The organism is Pseudomonas sp. RC2C2 (assembly GCF_018390435.1).
Lineage (GTDB): Bacteria > Pseudomonadota > Gammaproteobacteria > Pseudomonadales > Pseudomonadaceae > Aquipseudomonas > Aquipseudomonas donghuensis.
Genome location: NZ_JAHBAX010000002.1, coordinates 909,604 through 931,223, shown reverse-complemented (window position 1 = coordinate 931,223; position 21,620 = coordinate 909,604). Strand labels below are relative to the sequence as shown.

The window sequence follows — 21,620 nt, the reverse complement described above, 5'->3', positions numbered from 1 at the left end:
GAGGTCAGGGGCTTGCAACGGGCCAGTCTGACTCGTGACAGCGCCGCGGCCACTGACCTGCATCACGATCAGGTCTTTGATTGGCAAGTCTTTTTGGCCACGGCAAGAATCCCGATAGTACCTCATCGACGCCCTTGGAATCGATTGAGGGCAATTTCATGGCACCGGCTCATCCAGGTACAACTGCACGGTCTCCGGGGTCAGCGACAGGACTTCATGGGTCAAGCCGTCGTAATCGGTCTCGCCCCGCTCCAGGTAGCCATCGCGGCGCTTGACGATGTACGGCACATAGCCGCGCGGTTTACCGGTGTCGGTATCGATCATCTGCAGGCGCTTGCCGTACAGCGGCACAAGCTCGATCTGCGGTACCAGGGGCGGACGACCGGCATCCACCTGGTAGGGAACCCACTCCGGCAGCCGGTCGCGGTGCTTGGCCACTTCGCTGAGCACCTGGGCGACTGGCAGTTGCATGGTTTTCGAGTAGTAGGCGTTGTAGGGGAAGGCGGTGATGCTCAGCTTGCAGGGGATGCTGGTCTTGCCCGCCAGCAGGCGATGGATTGCCGGCTTGAGCAGCGCCGTCTCGGTGCTGCGGTCCGGGGTGGTCTTGTTGAAACGTGCCCAGACCACATAGTTGTAGCCCCGGACTTCGGAGATGCCCTCGAAGTCCACCCCGCCGCCCAGGTTGTAGATCATGGCATGACCGACGGTGAAGTCCTGGTCGTCATCCAGGGCGCACTTGAGCCACTCACCGATCTGCCCGTCGCCGGTGTGCCGTTTGAACAGGCTGACAATCTCTTCATCGCTGCGAAAGCGCAGATAGTAGGAGCCGTCGTGATAGGTGAACGAACTGAATTCCAGCGGCATCGATTCGATGCCATGGCTGCAACCGCCGAGCGACAGGGCAGCGCCCAGGGCGCAAGCGGCCAGGCGTAGAGAGGGGGCAAACAAAGGCGGCGTCATCCATGAGCATACAAGGCGCGCAAGAATGCCCAAGGCCACGCCTGCCAGCAAGCATTTCCGTGTCCGGTGGCCGAGGCGATGGGCTACAGTTGCCCAGATACCCTCCCGACCTGAGGCCCCATGGCTTTCCATCGACTGACCCGCACCCACCCGCGCCTGAGTTTTTCTGCCGTTGTCGGCAGCCTGAGCGGCTGGCTGATCCCGGCCGATGGCCTGGTTCAGCACATCCTCACCGGCTGGAACATCGGGGTCTGGCTGTACCTGCTGCTGGTGCTGTGGCTGACGCTGCGCGCAAGCCCCGAGAAGGTGCGCGAAGTGGCCTGCATCGAGGATGAAAACGCGGGGCTGGTGCTGTTCACCGTCAGCATCGCGGCAATCGCCAGCCTCGCCGCAGTGACCCTGCAACTGGCCGCCAGCCGTGGTCTTGTCGGCGGCTCGCAGATGCTTCACTACGTTTATACCGGCTTCACCGTCGCCGGCTCCTGGCTGATGATCGGCATGATTTTCAGCCTGCACTACGCCAGGCTGTTCTACACCGCCGGCAGCAAGGAGCCGCTACTGCGCTTTGCCGATGGCGAGCTGAACCCCGATTACTGGGATTTTCATTATTTCTCCTTCACCCTCAACGTCGCCGTGCAAACCTCGGACGTGGGCGTGGCCGACCGACAGATGCGCCGCATCGTCCTGGCCCATTCACTGGTAGGTTTTGTTTTCAACACCGCGATTCTGGGTTTTACCATCAATATTGCCGCCGGCCTGCTGAACTGACGGCACACCTTCGAGCACCTCGGCGGCGCAGCGGGCAATGCGCTGGCAGGCCTGCTCCAGGCGCTCGCTGTCGAGTACCAGGCCAAAACGCAGGTGCCCGGCGGCGCTGGGGCCGAAGGCATCGCCAGCCAGCACCGATACCCCATGTTCCTCCAGCAGGCGCTCGGCAAAAGCCTGGGCACCCATGCCGGTCTCGCGGATATCGACCATCACGAACATGCCGCCATCGGGCTTGTGCACGCGGATGCCCGGGCAGCCTTCAAGGCTGGCACAGACCCGGTCACGCCGCTCGCGGTAGGTGTCGCGCATTTGCCGCACCTCGGGCAGGTCTTGCTCAAGGGCCACCTGGGCGGCGTTCTGGATAAAGTCCGGCAGGCCATAGAGCATGCACAGGGCCAGGTTGCTCAAGTGCTCGGTCAACAGCTGCGGGCCGATCACCCAACCGACCCGCCAACCGGACATGGCATGGGACTTGGACAGGCTGTTGATGGTCGCGCTGCGCTCGGCCATGCCCGGCAGGCTGGCCGGGCTGAAATGCTTGCCCTCAAACAGCAGCTCGCTGTAGACCTCATCGGAGATCAGCCACAAGTCATGTTTGATGCACAGGTGCGCCAGGCGCTGCCAGGTGGCCTTGGGCAGGCTGGCGCCGGAGGGGTTGTGCGGGCTGTTGAGCAGCAAGGCGCGCGTGCGCGGGGTAATCAGCCGAGCGACATCATCGGCGTCGACCCGAAAGCCCTGCTCCGGGCGCACCGGCACCGGTACCACCCTGGCTGCGCAGGCGCCAAACACTGCCTCGTAGGTCACGTACATGGGCTCGGCGACGATCACCTCATCGCCCGGGTCGAACAGGCACTGGGCCACGCCATACAGCGCACATTGCGCCCCGGCCAGCACCACCACTTCCAGCGGGTCGACCGGCTGCCCGCTATGACGGGTGTGGTGAGCGGCAATGGCACTGCGCAAGGCTTCGCTGCCGCGCACATCGGAATAATGGGTATGGCCGGCGCGCAGGCTGTCGATGGCGGCATCGACAATCGGCTGAGGGGTATCGAAATCCGGGTCGCCAATCGACAGCAGGATGATGTCCCGGCCCTGGCCTTGCAGTTCGACGGCACGGTAGTGGATGTTCCAGGCTGCAGCACCGTCACCGGCGATACGTTGGGTGAGCGCGGAATAACGCATGGACGGTCTCCTTGACTGAACCCGGACGCGCCATTGGTCTGAAACTCCCTGGCAAGCATCCCAGCCGACTGCCGGTAAAAATAGCAGAACAGCGCAACAGCACGCGGTGAAATATTGCCGGCAAACGTTTGCCGGGAAAGGGAAAGTGTCCGCCCTGCCCTCCAGTGAGCGTGACCTGGATCAAACAATCGGAAAACCGTCATGATCGGCGCCGGACACTGGCGCCAGTGATGCTATGTTTAGGTTTCCCGTCGGGTCCCACCGACCCGCCCACTCTTGCGTGAGGTTCACCGTACACGGAGGCCGGCATGAACAAGCTGACGTTCCCCAACGCCTGCCAGATGATGCGCTGGCATTTTCATCCGCTGGGCTTCGAGGCCAGCATGGACGCCCCGCGCAGCATGGTGGCGCGCCTGTTCGACCGGGCCACCGGCGAAACCTTGCTGGCGGTTGCCGGCATTCCCTGTGCCACGCTGATGCCTGCGGCTGACGTCGAACGCATCATCGAGGCGGTGGAGGCGGAACTCGACGCCTTCCAGACCTCCTGCAACCTGCGCGCCGCCGGCTGATTAGCTGGCGGCCAGGGGCTCGCGCCCTCGCTCGATATCGGCAATGAAGCGCTCGGCCGGCTGTGGCTGGCCGAGCAGATACCCTTGCAACGAGTCACACCCCAGCCGGGTCAGGAAACTCTGCTGGCGATCGGTCTCGACCCCTTCGGCAACAATCCGCAAGCCCAATGCCTGGCCCAGGGCGACGATTGCCGAGACGATGGCGGCATCGTCGCTGTCCTGCTCCAGGTCGCGAACAAAGCCTCGGTCGATCTTCAGCTCGTTGGCCGGCAGGCGCTTGAGGTACATCAGGCTCGAATAGCCGGTACCAAAGTCGTCAATGGACAGGTCCACGCCCATGTCCGATAGCCGCTGCAGCACCTGCATGCTGGCATCGGCGTCGCGCATGGCGGTGGTTTCGGTGATTTCCAGGGTCAGGCTGTTGGCCGGCAACTGATGCCGCGCCAGCACCTTGGCCACACTCTCGACCAGCCCTGTGTGACAGAACTGGATGGCCGAGAGGTTCACCGCGATGCGCCAGTTGCTGTGGCCTTGATCGATCCAGATGCGCATCTGCCGGCAGGCCTCGTCCAGCACCCATTCGCCGATCGGGATGATCAGCCCGGTCTTCTCCGCCTGGACGATAAAGCGGTCCGGCAGCATCAGGCCATGCTGCGGGTGCTCCCAGCGCAGCAGTGCCTCGGCGCCGATCGGCTGGCAGTTGTGGGCATCGAACTTGGGCTGGTAATACAGGCAGAACTGCCCCTGCTCCAGGGCCACGCGCAAATCCTGCAGCAGTTGCAGTTGCAGGCGCGCGTTGCTGTTCATCGACACGTCGAAGAAGCTGTAGCCGTTCTTGCCAGCGCTCTTGGCGTGGTACATGGCCGCGTCGGCGTTGCGCAGCAGCTCATGCTGGTCGATGCCATTGCCCGGGTACAGGACGATACCGATGCTCGCCGAAATCTGCAGGCTCTGCTCGGCGACGCGAAAGCTGCGCGAAATCAGGTTGACCTGCTTGGCCGCCACACCCACGGCGTCATCGGCTTCCTGCAAGTCGACCAGCAGCACGAACTCATCGCCGCCGATTCGCGCCAGGGTATCCTGGCTGTGCAGATGGCCGCGCAGGCGCAGGGCGACTTCCTTGAGCAACTGGTCGCCCATATGGTGGCCGAAGGCGTCGTTGACCGGCTTGAAGCCGTCCAGGTCGATGAACATCAGGGCGAAACAACCACCCTGCTCGGCCACCTTGCTGATCGCCTGCTCGATACGGTCGGCCAGCAGCGTACGGTTCGGCAGGCCGGTGAGCGTGTCATGCAGGGCCAGTTGGGTCAGTTCCTGGTTGGCCAGGGTCAGCGAGCGCGCAAGCTCGGCTGTACGGGCTTCCAGGCGGGCATCCAGTACCGAGGTCAGCAAGGCTGCGGCCAGCACCGCCAGGGTAGTGATCAGCACCAGGTAATCCAGGCCGTTGCCACTCAGGCCCTTGCCCAGCGCTGCGCAGTAGCTGCCTTCAGGGAAGTTCGCCGCGGCCATGCCGGTGTAATGCATGCCGACGATCGCCATGCCCATGATGATCGCCGCGCCGCCACGAATCTGCCGCACGTACAGGGTTTGCTGGCGCAGGCGGAAGGCGATCCACAACGCTGCCGCCGAAGCACCGACTGCAATCAGCAACGAGGCGCTGAACAGCGTGGGGTCGTAGTCGATGCCCGGCGCCATGCGCAGCGCCGCCATCCCGGTGTAGTGCATGCAACTGATGCCGCTGCCCATGATCAGCGCACCGAACCCCAGTTGCAGCCAGGGCAAGGTCGGCTGGCTGACCAGCCACAGGGCAAAGCCCGACGACAGCCCGGCGATCAGCAGCGACAACAGGGTCAGGGTAATGTCATAGCCCAGCTCGATCGGCAGGCTCAGGGCGAGCATGCCGATAAAGTGCATCGACCAGATTCCGGTCCCCATGGCCAGGGCCCCGCCGCAGATCCACAGGTACACCGCACGGCCCTTGGCGGTGGTGATCCGGCCGGTCAGGTCCAGGGCGGTATACGAAGCAAGGATGGCCACACACAGCGAAATCAATACCAGCGAAGAGGAATAACTACCGATCAGCATGAGGCCTTCCACAACCCGTAGGCCGGGCACTGGCAAGGCCCGGGTAAAAGCCGATGATTGTACTCAACCTTTGGCGAAACGCACGGAGTTTTCGGTGGAAGATGGCAATAGCGAATCATCGCCATCTCAGGCAATTTCTAGAATATAAACTCCATATAAAACAATGCCTTAATATATATAGTTAAAGTCATATAACGATAAACAGTGCAATCTGCACCGGAGGCTTCTAATCCGAATAGATAACCTTAACAAAGCTATCTATCCACTTGTTTTATAACACTTTATATCAATCACTTTGTTCAGAAAACGCTGCCTGTGAGTCCCACCCACCGCCCAACGCCGCGATCAACTGCACGCTGGCCACCAGCCGTCCCTGCAGCAGGTTGAGCACGCTGCGCTCGTTGCTCAGGGCGGTGGTCTGCACGTTGACCACGTCCAGGTAGGCAATCAGCCCGGCCTTGTACTGGTTGTTGGTCAGGCGCAGGGATTCGCGGGCCGAGGCCAGGGCTTCGCTGCGCACCCGCGCTTCGTCCTCAAAGACCTTGAGCTGCACCAGGTAGTTTTCCACTTCCTTGAAGCCGTCGAGCACAGTCTGGCGGTACTGGGCCACGGTCTGGTCGTAGACCGCTTCGCTGCGATCGACTTCGGCGGCGCGCTGGCCGCCGTCAAACAGGGTCATGGCCAGTTGCGGGCCGACCGACCAGAAGCGGTTCGGCAGGCTGATCCAGTCGCTGAAACTGCTGCTGCTGTAGCCGCCGCTCATGCTCAGGGTCAGGTCCGGAAAGTAGGCGGCGCGGGCCACGCCGATGCTGGCGTTGGCCGACATCACGTTGCGCTCGGCCTTGGCGATGTCCGGGCGGCGCTCAAGCAACTGCGAGGGCAAGGCCACTGGCACCTGCGGCAGCGCCGGGATGGCCTTGCTGTCGGCCAGGGCGAACTCGGCCGGCGCCTTGCCCAGCAGCACGGCGATGGCGTTTTCCAGTTGCGCGCGCTGCCACACCAGGTCGATCAGGTCGGCCTGGGTGCTTTTCAGCTGGGTCTGCGCCTGGGCTACCGCGTCCTTGCCCGAGACCCCGGCACGGTACTGGTTCTCGGTCATCTTCAGCGAACGCTCGTAAGCCTCGACCGTCGCCTCGAGCAGGCGTTTCTGCTCGTCGATCACCCGCAACTGCAGGTAATTCTGCACCAGCTCCGATTGCAGGCTCAGGCGGATCGCCGCCATGTCGGCGAGGCTGGCCTCGGCGCTGGCCTGGTTGGCGGCCAGGCCGTCACGCAGCTTGCCCCACAGGTCGGCTTCCCAGCTCACCCCCAACTGGGTGCTGTAGGTGTTGCGGATGCCGCTGCTGTTATTGCTCAGGCTCGAGCTTGAGCTGCCGGTGCCCTGGCTGGAGCGGGTCTTGCCGGCCGACAGGTCGAGGCTTGGGAACAGTGCGCCACGGGCGCTGCGCACCAGGGCCTGGGCCTGGCGGTACTGGGCGGCATATTGGGCGACGGTCTGGTTGCTGGCATTGAGCTGCTCGACCAGGCCATTGAGCTGGGCATCGCCGTACAACTCCCACCAGGCACCGCGGGCGATGGCGTCCGAGGGGTTGGCTTGGGTCCAGCCTTCGGCGTGCTTGAACGCTACCGGCGCCGGGGTTTCCGGCCGGTGGTAGTCCGGGCTCAGGGTGCAGGCGCTGAGCATTGCCAGGCTCAGCGCGCAGGCCAGCAGGCGCGAGCCGCGGGCGGCCAGCAACGGCTGCAGCGAACGGTCGGAAAGAAACGGACGTCGGGTCATAGCGGGGTTTCCAAAGCAGCATCGGTACGCACGCCGCGCCAGTGGTTGAAGCGATGGCGCAGGCGGTCCAGATAGAGGTAGACCACCGGGGTGGTGTAAAGCGTGAGGATCTGGCTGAAGACCAGCCCGCCGATGATGGTCAGGCCCAGCGGTTGACGCATCTCGGCGCCCTCGGCATGGCTGAGCAGCAGCGGCAAGGCGCCAAGGATGGCCGCCAGGGTGGTCATCAGGATCGGCCGCAGACGCAGCAGGCAGGCGCGGCGGATCGATGCCTCCGGGCTCAGCTGCTCATGGCGCTCCAGCTGCAGGGCCAGGTCGATCATCATGATTGCGTTCTTTTTCACCACGCCGATCAGCAGGAACAGCCCGAGCAGGGAAATCAGGCTGAACTCGCTGCCGACCACGTAGAGCGTGAGCAAGGCCCCTACCCCGGCCGATGGCAAGGTCGAGAGGATGGTCAGGGGGTGAATGTAGCTTTCGTAGAGAATGCCCAGCACCAGGTATACCGCCAGCAAGGCACCGAGAATCATGAACGGCTGGCCCTTCTGACTTTCGGCGAAGGCGTCACCGGTGCCGCCGAGCTTGGCGATCACGTCCTCGGGCAGGCCGACCTTGGCCACCGCCCGCTCGACCGCGGCCATGGCCTGGTCCTGGCTGTAGCCTTCGGCGATGTCGAAGTTGATGCTCTCGGAGGCGAACTGGCCCTCGTGGCTGACGCGGTCGTCGGCCAGGCTGTTCTCGTAATGGGCGAAGGTGGCCAGCGGCACCCGGGTGCCGTCGGCGGTAATCACCTGCACCTGCTCCAGGGTCCGCGGGTCCTGGGCGTACTTGGGGTTGATCTCCATCACCACCTGGTACTGGTTGAGGCTGTCGTAGATGGTCGAGATCTGCCGCTGGCTGTAGGCGTTGTTGAGCACCGAGGTGACCATGCTCATGTCGATGCCCAGGCGCTTGGCCTGTTCGCGGTCGACCACCAGGGTGATCTGCTGGGTACCGCCGCCCTCGCGGGCGTCGATGGCGGTCAGCTCCGGCAGGGCCTTGAACGCAGCGACCACCTTCGGGTACCACTCGCGCAGGGCCGACAGCTCGCTGCTTTGCAGGGTGTAGAGGAACTGCGAGCTGCTCTGGTCGCGGCCACCGCCGAACTGCAGGTCCTGGTCGGCCATCAGGAACAGCCGTCCGCCGGGCACCTTGGGCAGCTCTTTGCGCAGGCGCTCGATGATCTTCTGCGCCGACACCTTGCGCTCGCCGATCGGCTTGAGGCGCACCAGCACCATGGCGTTGTTGGTGCCGCTGTTGCCGCCGATGAAGCCGGCCACGCTTTGCACCGCAGGGTCGGCGAGCAAGGCGCGGCGGTAGATTTCCATCTTCGGCTGCATCACCTGGAACGACAGGCCGTCGTCACCACGGACAAAGCCTATCAACTGGCCGGTGTCCTGCTGCGGCAGGAAGGTCTTGGGCACCATCACATACAGGGCGATGTTGACCGCGATGGTCACCAACAGGCTCAGCAGGGTCAGGCGCCGATGGCGCATGACCCAGTCCAGGCTGCGCCCATAACCGGCCATCATGCGTTGGTTGAGCTGCTCGCTCCAGCGTTGCAGGCGGGTCTGCTCGCCCTCCGGCTGGGCCTTGAGCCAGCGCGCGCAGAGCATCGGCGTGAGGGTCAGGGACACCAGCAACGACACCAGGATCGCCACCGCCAGGGTGATGGAGAATTCGCGAAACAGCGAACCGACGATGCCGCCCATGAACAGGATCGAGACAAACACCACCACCAGCGACAGGTTCATCGACAGCAGGGTGAAGCCGACTTCCTTGGAGCCCAGGTACGCGGCGCGCATCGGCGGCACGCCCTCGTCGATATGCCGGGAGATGTTCTCCAGCACCACGATGGCATCGTCGACCACCAGGCCCGTGGCGAGGATCAGGGCCATCAGCGACAGGTTGTTCAGCGAGAAGCCGCACAAGTACATGACCGCGAAGGTGCCAACCAGCGACACCGGCACCGCCAGGGTCGGGATCAGCGAGGCGCGCAGGTTGCCAAGGAACAGGAACACCACCAGGATCACCAGCACCACGGCGATGATCAGGGTGTGCTCGGCTTCCTTGAGGGTCGCCTTGATCACCGGCGAGCGGTCCATGGCCACGTCCAGCTTGACGCTGGCGGGCATCAGCGACTCCAGGGCCGGCAGTTGCTCCTTGATCCTGTTCACGGTCTCGATGATATTGGCGCCGGTCTGGCGGTTGATCACCAGCAACACCGCGTCCTGGTCATTGAAAAAGCCGCTGTTGTAGCGGTTCTCCACCGCGTCGCTGACCTTGGCCACATGGCTCAGGCGCAGCACCGCGCCGTCCTGGTAGCGAATCACCAGGGGCTCGTAGTCCTTGGCCTTCTCCAGTTGGTCGTTGGCCTGCACCTGCCAGTTGCGCTGGCCGTCCTCGATAAAGCCCTTGGGCCGGCGCTGGTTGGCATTGGCGATGGTCTGACGCACGTCATCGAGGGCCACGCCATACTGGTTGAGCAACTGCGGTTCGAGCTCGACGCGCACCGCTGGCAGCGAACTGCCGCCGATCTGCACCTCCCCTACCCCCGGCACCTGGGACAGGCTCTGGGACAGGATGGTCGAGGCGAGATCGTACAACTGGCCCTTTTGCAGCACGCTGGACGTCAGCGCCAGGACCATGATCGGCGCTTGCGACGGATTGTATTTCTTGTAGGTCGGCATGCTGCGCATGCCGCTGGGCAGCAGGTTGCGCGAGGCATTGATCGCCGCTTGCACTTCACGCGCCGCCGCGTCGATGTCACGGCCCTGGTCGAAGCCGAGGATCACCCGGGTCGAGCCCTGGCTAGAGCTGCTGGTCAGGGTGTTGACCCCGGAGATGGCGCCCATGGAGCGTTCCAGCGGCGTGGCCACGGTCGAGGCCATGACCTCGGGGCTGGCGCCCGGCAGGTTGGCCTGGACGACGATGACCGGGAATTCGATCTGCGGCAACGGCGCCACCGGCAACAGGCCGAAACTGACGCCACCGAGCAGCATGATTGCCAGGCTCAGCAGCATCGTCGCCACTGGGCGGGCGATGAAAGGCGCGGACAGGTTCATGGACGGTAGCTCCAAGCTGCAAGCTTCAAGCTGCAAGCAGTTTGAGGTGACCTCTGCAACTGCGGTCCTACACCAGACCACTTGCAGCTTGTAGCTTGCAGCTTGTAGCTGGCGCCGATCACACCAAGTCTCCAGTCAGGCCACGGGAGCGAAGGCGCCTCGACAACCGATCAAAGTACAAGTAGATGACAGGCGTAGTGAACAGCGTCAGCACCTGGCTGACCAGCAGCCCACCGACCATGACCAGGCCCAGCGGCTGGCGCAGTTCGGCGCCGGAACCGGTGGCAAGCATCAGCGGGATGGCGCCGAACAGCGCCGCCAGGGTGGTCATCAGGATCGGCCGGAAGCGCAGCAGCGCCGCCTGGTAGATCGCCGCTTCAGGGGCCATGCCCTGGTTGCGCTCGGCCTCCAGGGCGAAGTCGATCATCATGATCGCGTTCTTCTTGACGATACCGATAAGCAAAATGATGCCGATGATGGCGATCATGCCCAGGTCGTTGCCGGAGAGGATCAACGCCAGCAAGGCGCCCACCGCCGCCGACGGCAGGGTCGAGAGGATGGTCACCGGGTGGATGTAGCTCTCGTACAGCACACCAAGCACGATGTACATGGTCACCACCGCCGCCAGGATCAGCAGCAAGGTGCTCGACAGCGAGGCCTGGAAGGCTTCGGCCGCGCCCTGGAAGCGGGTTTGCACGCCCACCGGCATGCCGATGTCCTGCTGCACCTGCTCGATGACCTTGACCGCTTCACCAAGGGCCACACCCTGGCCCAGGTTGAACGACATCATCACCGCCGGGAACTGACCGATATGGGCAATCGCCAGTTGCGCCTGGCGCTGCTCGATGCGCGCCAGGCTCGACAGCCGCACCTGGCCGCCGTCGCTGGCCTTGACGTGAATCTGCTCAAGCACTTGCGGGCCGATGCTCGACGCCGCCTCGGCCTGCAGCACCACGCGGTACTGGCTGGCCTGGGTGTAGATGGTCGAAATCTGCCGCTGGCCGAAGGCGTCATACAGGGCATTGGTGATGTCGGCGACGTTGATGCCCAAGCGGCTGGCGGCGTCGCGGTCGATCACCAGAAACACCTGCAGGCCTTTGTCCTGCAGGTCGCTGGCAACATCGGCAAGCTCCGGGCGCTGCTGCAGGGCATCGACCAGTTTGCCGCTCCACTGCGCCAGCAGCTCGGCATCGGGCGATGACAGGCTGAACTGATACTGGGTGCGGCTGACCCGGTCCTCGATGCTCAAGTCCTGCACCGGCTGCATGAACAGGCGGATGCCGAGCAGTTTGTCGACCTGCGGCTGCAGCCGGGCAATCACCTGGGCAGCGGTAAGGTCTCGCTCGCCATGCGGCTTGAGGTTGATCAGCAGGCGGCCACTGTTGAGGGTGGCGTTGTCGCCATCGACGCCGATGTAGGACGACAGGCTCTGTACCGCCGGGTCCTTGAGGATCACCGCGCTGAGCTCCTGCTGACGCTGGCTCATGGCGGTGAACGACACCGACTGCGGCGCCTCGGAAATGCCCTGGATCACCCCGGTGTCCTGCACCGGGAAGAAGCCCTTGGGCACCACCAGGTACAACAGCACGGTCAGCCCCAGGGTTGCCACCGCCACCAGCAGGGTCAACGGCTGGTGCTTGAGCACCCACTGCAGGCCACGGCCATAGTAGTCGATCATCCAGTCGATCCAGGCGCCGCTGGCCCGGTAGAAACGGCCCTGCGCCTCGATCGCCGGCTCGCGTTTGAGCAAGCGTGCACACATCATCGGCGTCAGGGTCAGCGACACCACCAGGGAAATCAGGATCGCCACCGCCAGGGTAATGGCGAACTCGCGAAACAGCCGGCCGACCACGTCAGCCATGAATAGCAGCGGGATCAGCACCGCAATCAGCGAGAAGGTCAGCGAGATCAGGGTGAAGCCGATTTGCCGGGCGCCCTTGAGCGCGGCCTGCATCGGCGTCTCGCCCTCCTCGATATGCCGCGAGATGTTCTCCAGCATGACGATGGCATCGTCGACCACAAAGCCGGTGGCGATGGTCAGGGCCATCAGGGTCAGGTTGTTGATCGAAAAGCCGGCCAGGTGCATGACCGCAAAGGTGCCGATCAGCGACAGCGGCACGGCCACCGACGGAATGATGGTAGCGCTGAAGCGGCGCAGGAACACGAAAGTGACCATGACCACCAGGGCAATGGCGATCAACAGCTCGTGGCGTACGTCCTTGACCGAGGCGCGGATGGTCTGGGTGCGGTCGGTGAGCACGCTGACGTCCAGGCCCGCCGGCAGGTTGTCGGTGATCGACGGCAGCATGGCCTTGATCCGGTCGACCACTTCGATGACGTTGGCCCCGGGCTGGCGCTGGATGTTCAACAGTACCGCCTGGTTCTGGTTGGCCCAGGCGGCCAGGCGCTCGTTCTCGGCGCCGTCGACGATCTCGGCGACGTCCTTCAGGCGCAGCGGCGCACCGTTTTTGTAGGCGAGGATGAGGTTGGCGTATTCCTCGGGCGAACGCAGCTGGTCGTTGGCGTCGAGCATCGAGACCCGGGTCGGGCCGTCGAAGTTGCCTTTGGGTTGGTTGACGTTGGAAGCGCCGATCAGGGTGCGCACGTCGGCCAGGTTCAGCCCGGCCGAGGCCAGGGCGTCGGGGTTGACCTTGATTCGCACCGCCTGGCGCTGGCCACCGGCGATGCTGACCATGCCGACGCCGCCGATCTGGGCAATCTTCTGCGCCACCCGGGTGTCGACCAGGTCGTTGAGCTTGGGCAGCGGCATGGTTTTCGACGAAATCGCCAGGGTCAGCACCGGGTTGTCGGCCGGGTTGACCTTGTTGTACACCGGCGGCGCCGGCAGGTCGTTGGGCAGCAGGTTGCTGGCGGCGTTGATCGCCGCCTGGACCTGTTGCTCGGCGACGTCCATGTTCATGTCCAGGCTAAAGCGCAGGGTCAGCACCGAGGCACCGCCGGAGCTGGTCGAGGCCATCTGGGTCAGGCCGGGCATCTGCCCGAATTGACGCTCAAGGGGTGCGGTGACCGCGCTGGTCATCACCTGGGGGCTGGCGCCGGGGTAAAGGGTCATGACCCGGATGGTCGGGTAATCGACCTGGGGCAATGCCGCCACCGGCAGCATCTTATAAGCCATCAGGCCGGCCAGAACGATGGCCAGCATGCTCAGGGTGGTCGCCACCGGGCGCAGGATGAACAGCCGCGAGAGGTTCATGCGCCGGCCTTGCCCTGAGCGCCGGTCGCGGCGGAAGCATCTTTGTTGTCCTGGCCCTGCAGGTGCTGGCCTGGGGTGACGGGAACGTCGGCGCTGTCGTTAACCACTTCGACGTCGCTGCCATCGCGCAGGCGGTCGGTGCCTTCGAGCACCACCCGCTCGCCTTTGGCCAGGCCTTCGGTGACCACGGTGAGGTCGCCGTCACTGGCACCCAGCTTGAGCTGGCGGATGCGCACCTTGTTGTCGCCTTCCATGACATAGACGAACGAGCCGTCGGTACCGAACTGGATTGCCGCCGAAGGCGCCAGCACCACGCCCTTCAAGGTGTCGGCCAGCAGCCGCACATTGACGAACTGGTTGGGGAACAGCGCTTCGTCCTGGTTCTCGAAGAAGGCCTTGAACTTCAGGGTGCCGGTGGTGGTGTCGATCTGGTTGTCGAGGCTGCGCAGTACACCAACCGCCTGCTGCTTGGCATCGCTGCGGTCCCAGGCCTCGACCGGTAATTGTGCGCCACTGCGGTAGCGCGCCAGCACCGTGTTGAGCTCCGATTCGGGCAAGGTGAAAGCCACGCTGATCGGCTGGGTCTGGGTGATGACCACCAGCGCGGTGGTGTCGTTGGCCGCCACCAGGTTGCCGACGTCGAGCTGGCGCAGCCCCAGACGGCCATTGATCGGCGCGCGGATGCGGGTGAATTCGAGGTTGAGTTTGGCGTCACCTACCGCCGCCTGGTTGGTCTTGATCGTCCCCTGGTACTGGCCGACCAGCGCCGCCTGGGTGTCCAGGGTCTGCTTGGCGATGCTGTCTTCGGCGTACAGGCCTTGATAGCGCTGCAGGTCGATCTGGGCGTTTTTCAGTTGCGCCTGGTTCTGCGCCAGGGTGCCTTCGGCCTGTTGCAGGGCGATCTGGTAGCTGCGCGGGTCGATCTCGGCCAGCAGGTCTCCGGCCTTGACCTTCTGCCCTTCCTGGAAGTTGACCTTGACCAGCTCGCCACCGACCCGGCTGCGCACGTTGACCGTGTTGGTCGCCGTCACCGTGCCCAGGGCCTTGAGGTACACCGGGAAGTCGCCAACCGTCGCCGGCTCGACCCGCACCGGCACCGGACCTGCGAACGCGCCAAAGCCCGGCCGCCCACCCTTGCCACCCGGCGCAGCAGCGGCCTTTTGCGCGACCGGCGACGGCCACAGCCACCAGCCGAGGCCAGCGACCAGCAGCAGGATCAGCAGGCCGACAAGCCAGCGACGGGAGGAACGGGAACGAGAAAGCATGGGTTGATCGACCATTGTGCGGGAAAGAATTCTTTTGAGGAGGCTGAACGATAAGCACTGAAGACGGATAAGCAAAGCGCCTTTACCGGCACTTTACCTTGAGCTTACGTAGCTAAAGTAATGAACTATAAATAAAAACGGCCTGGACGAGGGCCAGGCCGCAACAACTCTTAGCAATTATTAACAATAATCGCGTCGCCCTCGCCGCTCCTTGTGGGAGCTGGCGTTGCCAGCGATGGGCTGCGCAGCAGCCCCGGCAGGGTCGCTATTACTTCAGGACTGCCAGAGCAGCCTCATAGTTCGGCTCTTCAGCGATTTCGCCGACCAGCTCGCTGTGCAGCACCTTGTCGTTCTCGTCCAGCACCACCACGGCACGGGCAGTCAGGCCGGCCAGCGGGCCGTCGGCGATAGCTACGCCGTAGTGTTCCTTGAACTCGGCGCCGCGCAGCAGCGACAGGTTCTGCACGTTCTCCAGGCCTTCAGCGCCGCAGAAGCGCGCTTGCGCGAACGGCAGGTCAGCGGAGATGCACAGTACGACGGTGTTGTTCAGCGTGCTGGCTTGCGCGTTGAACTTGCGCACCGAAGTAGCGCAGGTCGGGGTGTCGACGCTTGGGAAGATGTTCAGCACTTTGCGCTTGCCGGCCAGGGAGGCCAGGGTCACGTCGGCCAGGCCAGCACCAACCAGGGAAAACGCAGGCGCCTTCGCGCCGACTTTCGGCAGTTCGCCTTTGACCTGAACCGGGTTGCCTTTAAGAGTCACTTGAGCCATGAACGAAGTCCTTATGCGGGGGATGAGTAAAGGACCAGAGTTAAGCATGAAAGTGCCCGTCTACCTATGGGCCGATGTTAAATTGTTGAATTGCCAGACAACTTTTGTGGACAATTTTTAGTCATTCGGGAGCCGATTGCCGGCTCCCGAATCCATAGGTTCAGCTCAGCAGCGAGTAAACCAGCGCCGAAATGGCCACCAGGCCCACGGCGACGACGAAGACGTTGGACATCTGCCCGCGGTACTTGCTCATGGCCGGCACCTTGCGGATGGCGTACATCGGCATCAGGAACAGGATCGCAGCGATCACCGGGCCACCAAGGGTCTCGATCATGCCGAGAATGCTCGGGTTGAGGGTGGCGACAATCCAGCAGATCACCAGCATGAAGGCCGCGGTCATGCGGTCCAGGGCCTTGGCGCCCGGACGCTTGCCGGTCTTGACGATCAGGCCCTTGAGGCCTTCGCTGGCACCGATGTAGTGGCCCAGGAACGACTTGGCGATGGCGATGAAGGCAATCAGCGGCGCGGCAAAGGCGATGGTCGGGTTGCTGAAGTGGTTGGCCAGGTACGACAGGATCGACAGGTTCTGTGCCTTGGCTTCGGCCAGTTGCGCCGGGGTCAAGGTCAGTACGCAGCTGAACACGAAGAACATCACCATGGCCACCATCAGCAGGTGGGCGCGGCACAGGATCTGCCCGCTGCGCTCGTCGGCGTGCACGCCATAGCGACGTTTCTGGTCAACAGCGAACGCCGAAATGATTGGCGAATGGTTGAACGAGAAGACCATCACCGGGATCGCCAGCCACAGGGTGTGCAGGAACGCCGAACCCGAAGGCACTTCAGTGGCGGTAGTGAGGATGCCGCCGCTCCAGTGCGGGATCAGGAACACCGCCAGGAACGCCAGGGCAACGATGAACGGATAGACCAGCCAGCTCATGACCTTGACCGTGGCCTGCTCGCCGCAGCGCACGATGGCCAGCAACCCGAGGATCAGCACGAAGGACAGCACCGCGCGCGGTGGCGGCTCGATGTGCAGCTGGTGTTCCATGAAACTGCCGACCGTGTTGGTCAGCGCCACGCTGTAGATCAGCAGGATCGGGAAGATGGCGAAGAAATACAGCAGCGTGATCAGGGCACCGGCGCTGAGGCCGAAATGCTCTTCGACCACGTCGGTGATGTCGGCGCCATCGCGCCCGGAGAGCACGAAGCGGGTCAGGCCGCGGTGCGCATAGTACGTCATCGGAAAAGCCAGCAGCGCCAGGACCAGCAGTGGCCAGAAGCCGCCAAGGCCGGCGTTGATCGGCAGGAACAGGGTCCCGGCGCCAATCGCCGTGCCAAACAGGCCCAGCATCCAGGTGGTGTCCTGACGGGCCCAGCTGCCGAGGGCGGCGGGGGTTGATTCAAAGCGTTGTTCAACGCTTGGGGCCTGCTCATTCATCCGGGTGCAACTCCACTCGCAAGACTGCAACAGGGCTGAGAGTGGCGAAACAGAGGCCTCGCCTCTCTCAACCATATAAAGAGGGGCGCGATTGTGCGCCGTTTGGTTGCACTTGCAAAGCCCTGGCCGAGGAGTGGTTGCACCTTGGGCTAAAAGCATCGCGGGTCAAGCCCGCTCCTACGAATGGTGTAGGAGCGGGCTTGACCCGCGATAGGTTTTGCTTACTGAACCGCAGCGAAGGCCTTGGCCACCTGCTGCAGGTTGTCCGGACGCAAGCCGGCCATGCACACCCGGCCACTGTCGATCAGGTACACACCGAACTCGTCACGCAAGCGGCGCACCTGCTCGACGCTGAAGCCGGTGTAGCTGAACATGCCGCGCTGGCGCAGGAAGAACTGGAAGTCCTGGCCCGGCAGCAGTTTGGCCAGGGCATCGACCAAGGCCTGGCGCATGTCGAGGATACGCAGGCGCATCTGCTCGACTTCCGCTTGCCATTGGGCGTTGAGCTTGGCATCACCGAGCACCGCCGCCACCAGTTGGGCACCGAAGCTTGGCGGGCTGGAGTAGTTGCGGCGCACGGTGGCCTTGAGCTGGCCGAGCACGCTTTGCGCGGTATCGGCGTCATCACAGACCACCGACAGGCCGCCAACCCGCTCGCCATACAGCGAGAAGATCTTCGAGAACGAATTGCTCACCAGGCACGGCACACCGGCACGGGCGGCTTCGCGGATGGCATAGGCGTCTTCGGCCAGGCCTTCGCCAAAGCCCTGGTAGGCGATGTCGAGGAACGGGATCAGGTTGCGCGCCTTGACCACTTCGATCACCTGTTGCCACTGCGCCTGGCTCAGGTCGACCCCGGTAGGGTTGTGACAGCACGGGTGCAGCAGGACGATGCTGTTGCTCGGCAGGCCCTGCAGGGCGCTGAGCATGCCGTCGAAATCGACGCCACGGCTGGCCTGGTCGAAGTACGGGTAGGTGTTGACCTTGAAGCCTGCGCCTTCGAAGATCGCCCGATGGTTGTCCCAGGTCGGATCGCTGACCCACACCTGCGACTCGGGGAAGTAGCGCTTGAGGAAGTCGGCACCGACTTTCAGCGCACCGGAGCCACCGACGGTCTGCACGGTGGCCACACGGCCGCTCTCGACAGCAGGATGCGCGGCGCCAAACAGCAGTGCCTGGATCGCCTGGCGGTAGCTGTTCAGACCTTCCATCGGCAGGTACATCGAGGCTTCGTGAGGCTGGGCGGCAAAGCGTTGCTCGGCCTCGCGCACCGCAGCCAGCTGTGGCACCACGCCTGCGGCATCGTAATACAGACCGATACTCAGGTTGACCTTGGCGGCACGCGGATCGGCCTTGAAGGTCTCCATCAGGGAGAGAATCGGATCGCCGGCATAGGCATCGACATGTTTGAACACAGCGCACAGCTCCTTGGGTCAGGACAATTCGGACTAAAAGCTGTGTCGAGGATACCTGTACTGTGGGCCAAGGAACATTACCCTTGGTGCAACTGATCAGTGCATGTGTGCACAGTAATCGCTGGCAAGCCAGCGCCCACAATGATCAGCTAAAACCCTGTGGGAGCTGGCTTGCCAGCGATAGCGTGCTCAAGTTCACTATTGGGCCAAACGCTGCAACTGCTCAAGTTCCGCCACTGTCAGCGTCACGCCCTGCTTTGCCGACTGTTCACGCTCGCGGAACCGGCGCTCGCCCGGCAGGCGCTGCAAGCCCACTGCCTGCATCTGCCGCACCAGGTCGCGGCTGCGTTCGGCAAAGCGATTACCCACCGACTTGACCGGGTCGATGACGATGATCAACTGGCCGGTCCAGGGCGTTTTCGCACCCGGGTGCTGTGACCAGTCGAACTCGAACGAGAAGTTGCCGCCGGTCAGTGCCGCCGCCAGCAGCTCGACCATCATCGACAGCGCCGAGCCCTTGTGCCCTCCGAACGGCAGCAAGGCGCCGCCATCGAGAATCGCTTGCGGGTCGCGGGTCGGTTGGCCCTGGTTGTCGACGCCCATGCCTTCAGGCAGCAGTTCGCCCTTGCGCGCAGCAATCTGCACATCGCCGTGGGCGATGGCGCTGGTGGCCATGTCGAAGACAATCGGGTCGCTACCGGCGCACGGTGCGGCGAAGGCAATCGGGTTGGTGCCGAACAACGGCTGCTGGGCGCCATGGGGCACCACGCAGGTCATGCTGTTGACCACGCTCAGGGCCACTAGGCCTTCATCGGCAAACGGCTCGACGTCCGGCCACAAGGCCGCGAAATGGTGCGAGTTATGGATCGCCAGCACGGCAATACCGGCGCTGCGGGCCTTTTCTACCAGCAGCGCACGGGCCGCCGCCAGGGCCGGCTGGGCAAAGCCGCCGTTGGCATCGACGCGCACAAAACCGCTGGCAACGTCTTCGACGTAGGGCACAGCCTGGCCATTGACCCAGCCACTGGCCAGGGTCGAAACATACCCGGGGATACGGAACACACCGTGGCTGTGAGCGCCATCGCGCTGGGCGCTGGCGCAGTTGAAGGCCAGGGCCTGGGCCACCGCTGCGCTGCAACCATGACCGAGGAAAATTCGCTGCAACAAGGCCTGCAGGTCGGCAAAGGCAATCTGCGCGACAGCAGTGTCGGGACGTGCGGACATCTGTAGCTCCCTTATTGGATTTGGAATGGGCGACAGCGATGGGCAATGGCCAGACTTTCCCCCAGTGACAGCAAACTGTCAAATATTGACTTGATGACAGAAAACATTCATTTTCTGTTTCAACGTGTCGCCGCCTTCGAGAGTCGCCCTGTGAGCCAACCGATCAAACAGCGCCTGGAACACAGCCTGCACAACGCCGCAGCGTCCGGGCGCAAGATCGCCAGCTACATGCTCGCCCACCTCACCGACCTGCCCTTCGAAACCTCCGCCAGCCTTGCGGCCAAAATCGGCGTCAGCGAGTCGAGTGTCGGGCGCTTCTGCCGCTCGCTGGGCTACGAGCACCTCAAGGCTCTCAAACATGACCTCAAGGACGATCTGGGTGAAGGCCCGTGGCTGGTCGGTGATCGTCTGCAAGAATTTCGCCAGCAGCACGGCAAGGATGCCGCCGGCCTTGCGCGCAGCCTTGAACAGGAAGTTGGCGCGCTGGTGCGGGTTTACGAATACAGCCGCACCCCGGCGTGGGACACCGTCAGCCAGCGCCTGGCACAGCGACGCAAGGTATTCGTCGCCGGCTTTCAGACCGAGCGCGGCATCGCCCAGTGCATGGCCCACCTGCTGCAATACCTGCGCGATGGCGTGCAGGTGGTCGATGGCAGTGCCGGGCATTTTGGCGAGGTACTGCTCAGCGCTCCGGCCGATTGCGCCCTGGTGGTGTTCGAGGCGCGCCGCTATTCCCGCCATGCCCTGACCCTGTGCCGCAAGGCGTATGCGGCAGGCATTCCGGTAACCCTGGTTACCGACACTTTTTGTGACTGGGCCGATGCCAACGCCAGTGAGGTGTTTCGCATCCCCACCGAATTCAATCTGTTCTGGGAGTCCACCGCGACGATGCTGTCGTGGGTACACCTGATGGTCAACGAGGTCTGCAAGAAGCTAGGACCGGATGTTGAAAAACGCTTGGAAGCAACTGCAGCTCTACACAACGAATTCGTTGGCTACACGTCAACGAGCAAACAATAGCAAGAGTGCAAACAACAGATCGAGGTGTGTCATGAAACCCGTTATCCGCTTCGCAGGGGCTTGCGCCCTGCTGCTCGCCGGCTCGACCCTGGCCCAGGCCGAAACCCTGAAGATCGCCACCGAAGGCGCTTACCCACCGTTCAACTACGTCGATTCGGATAACAAGCTGCACGGCTTCGACGTCGACATCACCCACGCCCTGTGTGAGCAGATGAAGGTCGAATGCACCCTGGTGGCCCAGGACTGGGAAGGCATCATCCCGGCCTTGATGGCGAAGAAATACGACGCGGTGGTGGCGTCGATGATCAATACCGAAGAACGGCGCAAGAAGATCGCCTTCACCAACCACTACTACAAGACCCCGTTGTCGGTGGCCGTGGCCAAGGACAGTGAAATCACCGACGCGCAAACCGACTTCAAAGGCTACACGGTCGGCGCGCAATCTTCCTCGACCCAGGCTATCTATGCCGAGGACGTCTACGGCAAGGCCGGCGCCGACGTCAAACTCTACCCGACCCTCGATGAAGCCAACGCCGACCTCGCCGCCGGGCGCCTGGACGGGGTGATTGCCGACAAGTTCCCGCTGACCGAATGGCTGGGCAAGGCCGGCAAGGACTGCTGCAAGATCCTTGGCGACGTCAACGGCACCAAGGCCGACGCCTCGATTGCCGTGCGCAAGGAAGATGAAGCCCTGCGCGAGCGCCTGAACAAGGCCCTGGACGCAATCGTCGCCAACGGTACCTACCAGAAGATCGCCAGTCGTTACTTCGACTTCGATATCTATCAGTGACTGATCGCGGGTCAAGCCCGCTCCCACAAACTCTGTGGGA

At 63.4% G+C, this 21,620-nt stretch carries 15 protein-coding genes; 4 read left to right on the top strand and 11 right to left on the bottom strand.

The features are described 5' to 3' along the window. Nucleotides 1-156: 156 nt before the first annotated feature. A complete protein-coding gene (locus tag KHO53_RS22935; RefSeq protein WP_213570918.1) occupies nt 157-948 on the bottom strand; it encodes a hypothetical protein in 792 nt (263 codons plus the stop codon). 132 nt (nt 949-1,080) lie between these two features. On the opposite strand from KHO53_RS22935, the gene KHO53_RS22930 reads away from it, so the two are divergent. Then, nucleotides 1,081-1,728, top strand: coding sequence for a DUF1345 domain-containing protein (locus KHO53_RS22930; protein ID WP_036995830.1), 648 nt, complete (start codon nt 1,081-1,083; stop codon nt 1,726-1,728). Here the strand turns inward: KHO53_RS22930 and KHO53_RS22925 are convergent. Continuing rightward, a complete protein-coding gene (locus tag KHO53_RS22925) occupies nt 1,654-2,910 on the bottom strand; it encodes a pyridoxal phosphate-dependent aminotransferase (protein WP_010222022.1) in 1,257 nt (418 codons plus the stop codon). The genes KHO53_RS22930 and KHO53_RS22925 overlap by 75 nt on opposite strands. A 308-nt stretch (nt 2,911-3,218) precedes the next feature. Here KHO53_RS22925 and KHO53_RS22920 point away from each other — a divergent pair, with 308 nt between their 5' ends. After that, nucleotides 3,219-3,479, top strand: coding sequence for a DUF1652 domain-containing protein (locus KHO53_RS22920; protein ID WP_010222021.1), 261 nt, complete (start codon nt 3,219-3,221; stop codon nt 3,477-3,479). Here the strand turns inward: KHO53_RS22920 and KHO53_RS22915 are convergent, their stop codons facing one another. The 9 genes from KHO53_RS22915 to KHO53_RS22875 all read right to left on the bottom strand — a co-directional run bounded on the left by KHO53_RS22915 (nt 3,480) and on the right by KHO53_RS22875 (nt 19,770). Next, nucleotides 3,480-5,564: a putative bifunctional diguanylate cyclase/phosphodiesterase gene (locus KHO53_RS22915; protein ID WP_159388529.1), complete on the bottom strand. Its 2,085-nt coding sequence runs from the start codon at nt 5,562-5,564 to the stop codon at nt 3,480-3,482. It abuts the gene before it with no gap. Nucleotides 5,565-5,850: 286 nt separating this feature from the next. After that, nucleotides 5,851-7,341, bottom strand: a complete 1,491-nt coding sequence (locus tag KHO53_RS22910) for an efflux transporter outer membrane subunit (RefSeq protein ID WP_100782708.1) — start codon at nt 7,339-7,341, stop codon at nt 5,851-5,853. Then, nucleotides 7,338-10,445, bottom strand: coding sequence for an efflux RND transporter permease subunit (locus KHO53_RS22905; RefSeq protein ID WP_036995836.1), 3,108 nt, complete (start codon nt 10,443-10,445; stop codon nt 7,338-7,340). The genes KHO53_RS22910 and KHO53_RS22905 overlap by 4 nt, the downstream gene beginning before the upstream one ends. A 118-nt stretch (nt 10,446-10,563) precedes the next feature. After that, nucleotides 10,564-13,659: an MdtB/MuxB family multidrug efflux RND transporter permease subunit gene (locus KHO53_RS22900; RefSeq protein WP_213570917.1), complete on the bottom strand. Its 3,096-nt coding sequence runs from the start codon at nt 13,657-13,659 to the stop codon at nt 10,564-10,566. Beyond that, complete coding sequence (locus tag KHO53_RS22895) at nt 13,656-14,939, bottom strand: MdtA/MuxA family multidrug efflux RND transporter periplasmic adaptor subunit (protein ID WP_036995838.1); 1,284 nt, start codon at nt 14,937-14,939, stop codon at nt 13,656-13,658. The genes KHO53_RS22900 and KHO53_RS22895 overlap by 4 nt, the downstream gene beginning before the upstream one ends. Nucleotides 14,940-15,192: 253 nt before the next feature. After that, nucleotides 15,193-15,693, bottom strand: coding sequence for a thiol peroxidase (tpx, locus tag KHO53_RS22890; protein ID WP_010222015.1), 501 nt, complete (start codon nt 15,691-15,693; stop codon nt 15,193-15,195). 160 nt (nt 15,694-15,853) lie between these two features. Next, nucleotides 15,854-17,131: a serine/threonine transporter gene (locus KHO53_RS22885; RefSeq protein WP_010222014.1), complete on the bottom strand. Its 1,278-nt coding sequence runs from the start codon at nt 17,129-17,131 to the stop codon at nt 15,854-15,856. A 221-nt stretch (nt 17,132-17,352) separates the two neighbouring features. Continuing rightward, nucleotides 17,353-18,546, bottom strand: coding sequence for an amino acid aminotransferase (locus KHO53_RS22880; protein WP_213570916.1), 1,194 nt, complete (start codon nt 18,544-18,546; stop codon nt 17,353-17,355). Nucleotides 18,547-18,744: 198 nt separating this feature from the next. Further along, nucleotides 18,745-19,770 (bottom strand): Ldh family oxidoreductase, encoded by a 1,026-nt coding sequence (locus tag KHO53_RS22875; protein WP_213570915.1) that lies wholly within the window; start codon nt 19,768-19,770, stop codon nt 18,745-18,747. A 150-nt stretch (nt 19,771-19,920) separates the two neighbouring features. On the opposite strand from KHO53_RS22875, the gene KHO53_RS22870 reads away from it, so the two are divergent. Next, a complete protein-coding gene (locus tag KHO53_RS22870; RefSeq protein ID WP_010222011.1) occupies nt 19,921-20,790 on the top strand; it encodes a MurR/RpiR family transcriptional regulator in 870 nt (289 codons plus the stop codon). 31 nt (nt 20,791-20,821) lie between these two features. Continuing rightward, entirely contained in the window at nt 20,822-21,580 is a 759-nt protein-coding gene (locus tag KHO53_RS22865; protein WP_213570914.1) for a transporter substrate-binding domain-containing protein, read from the top strand. Nucleotides 21,581-21,620: the final 40 nt, after the last annotated feature.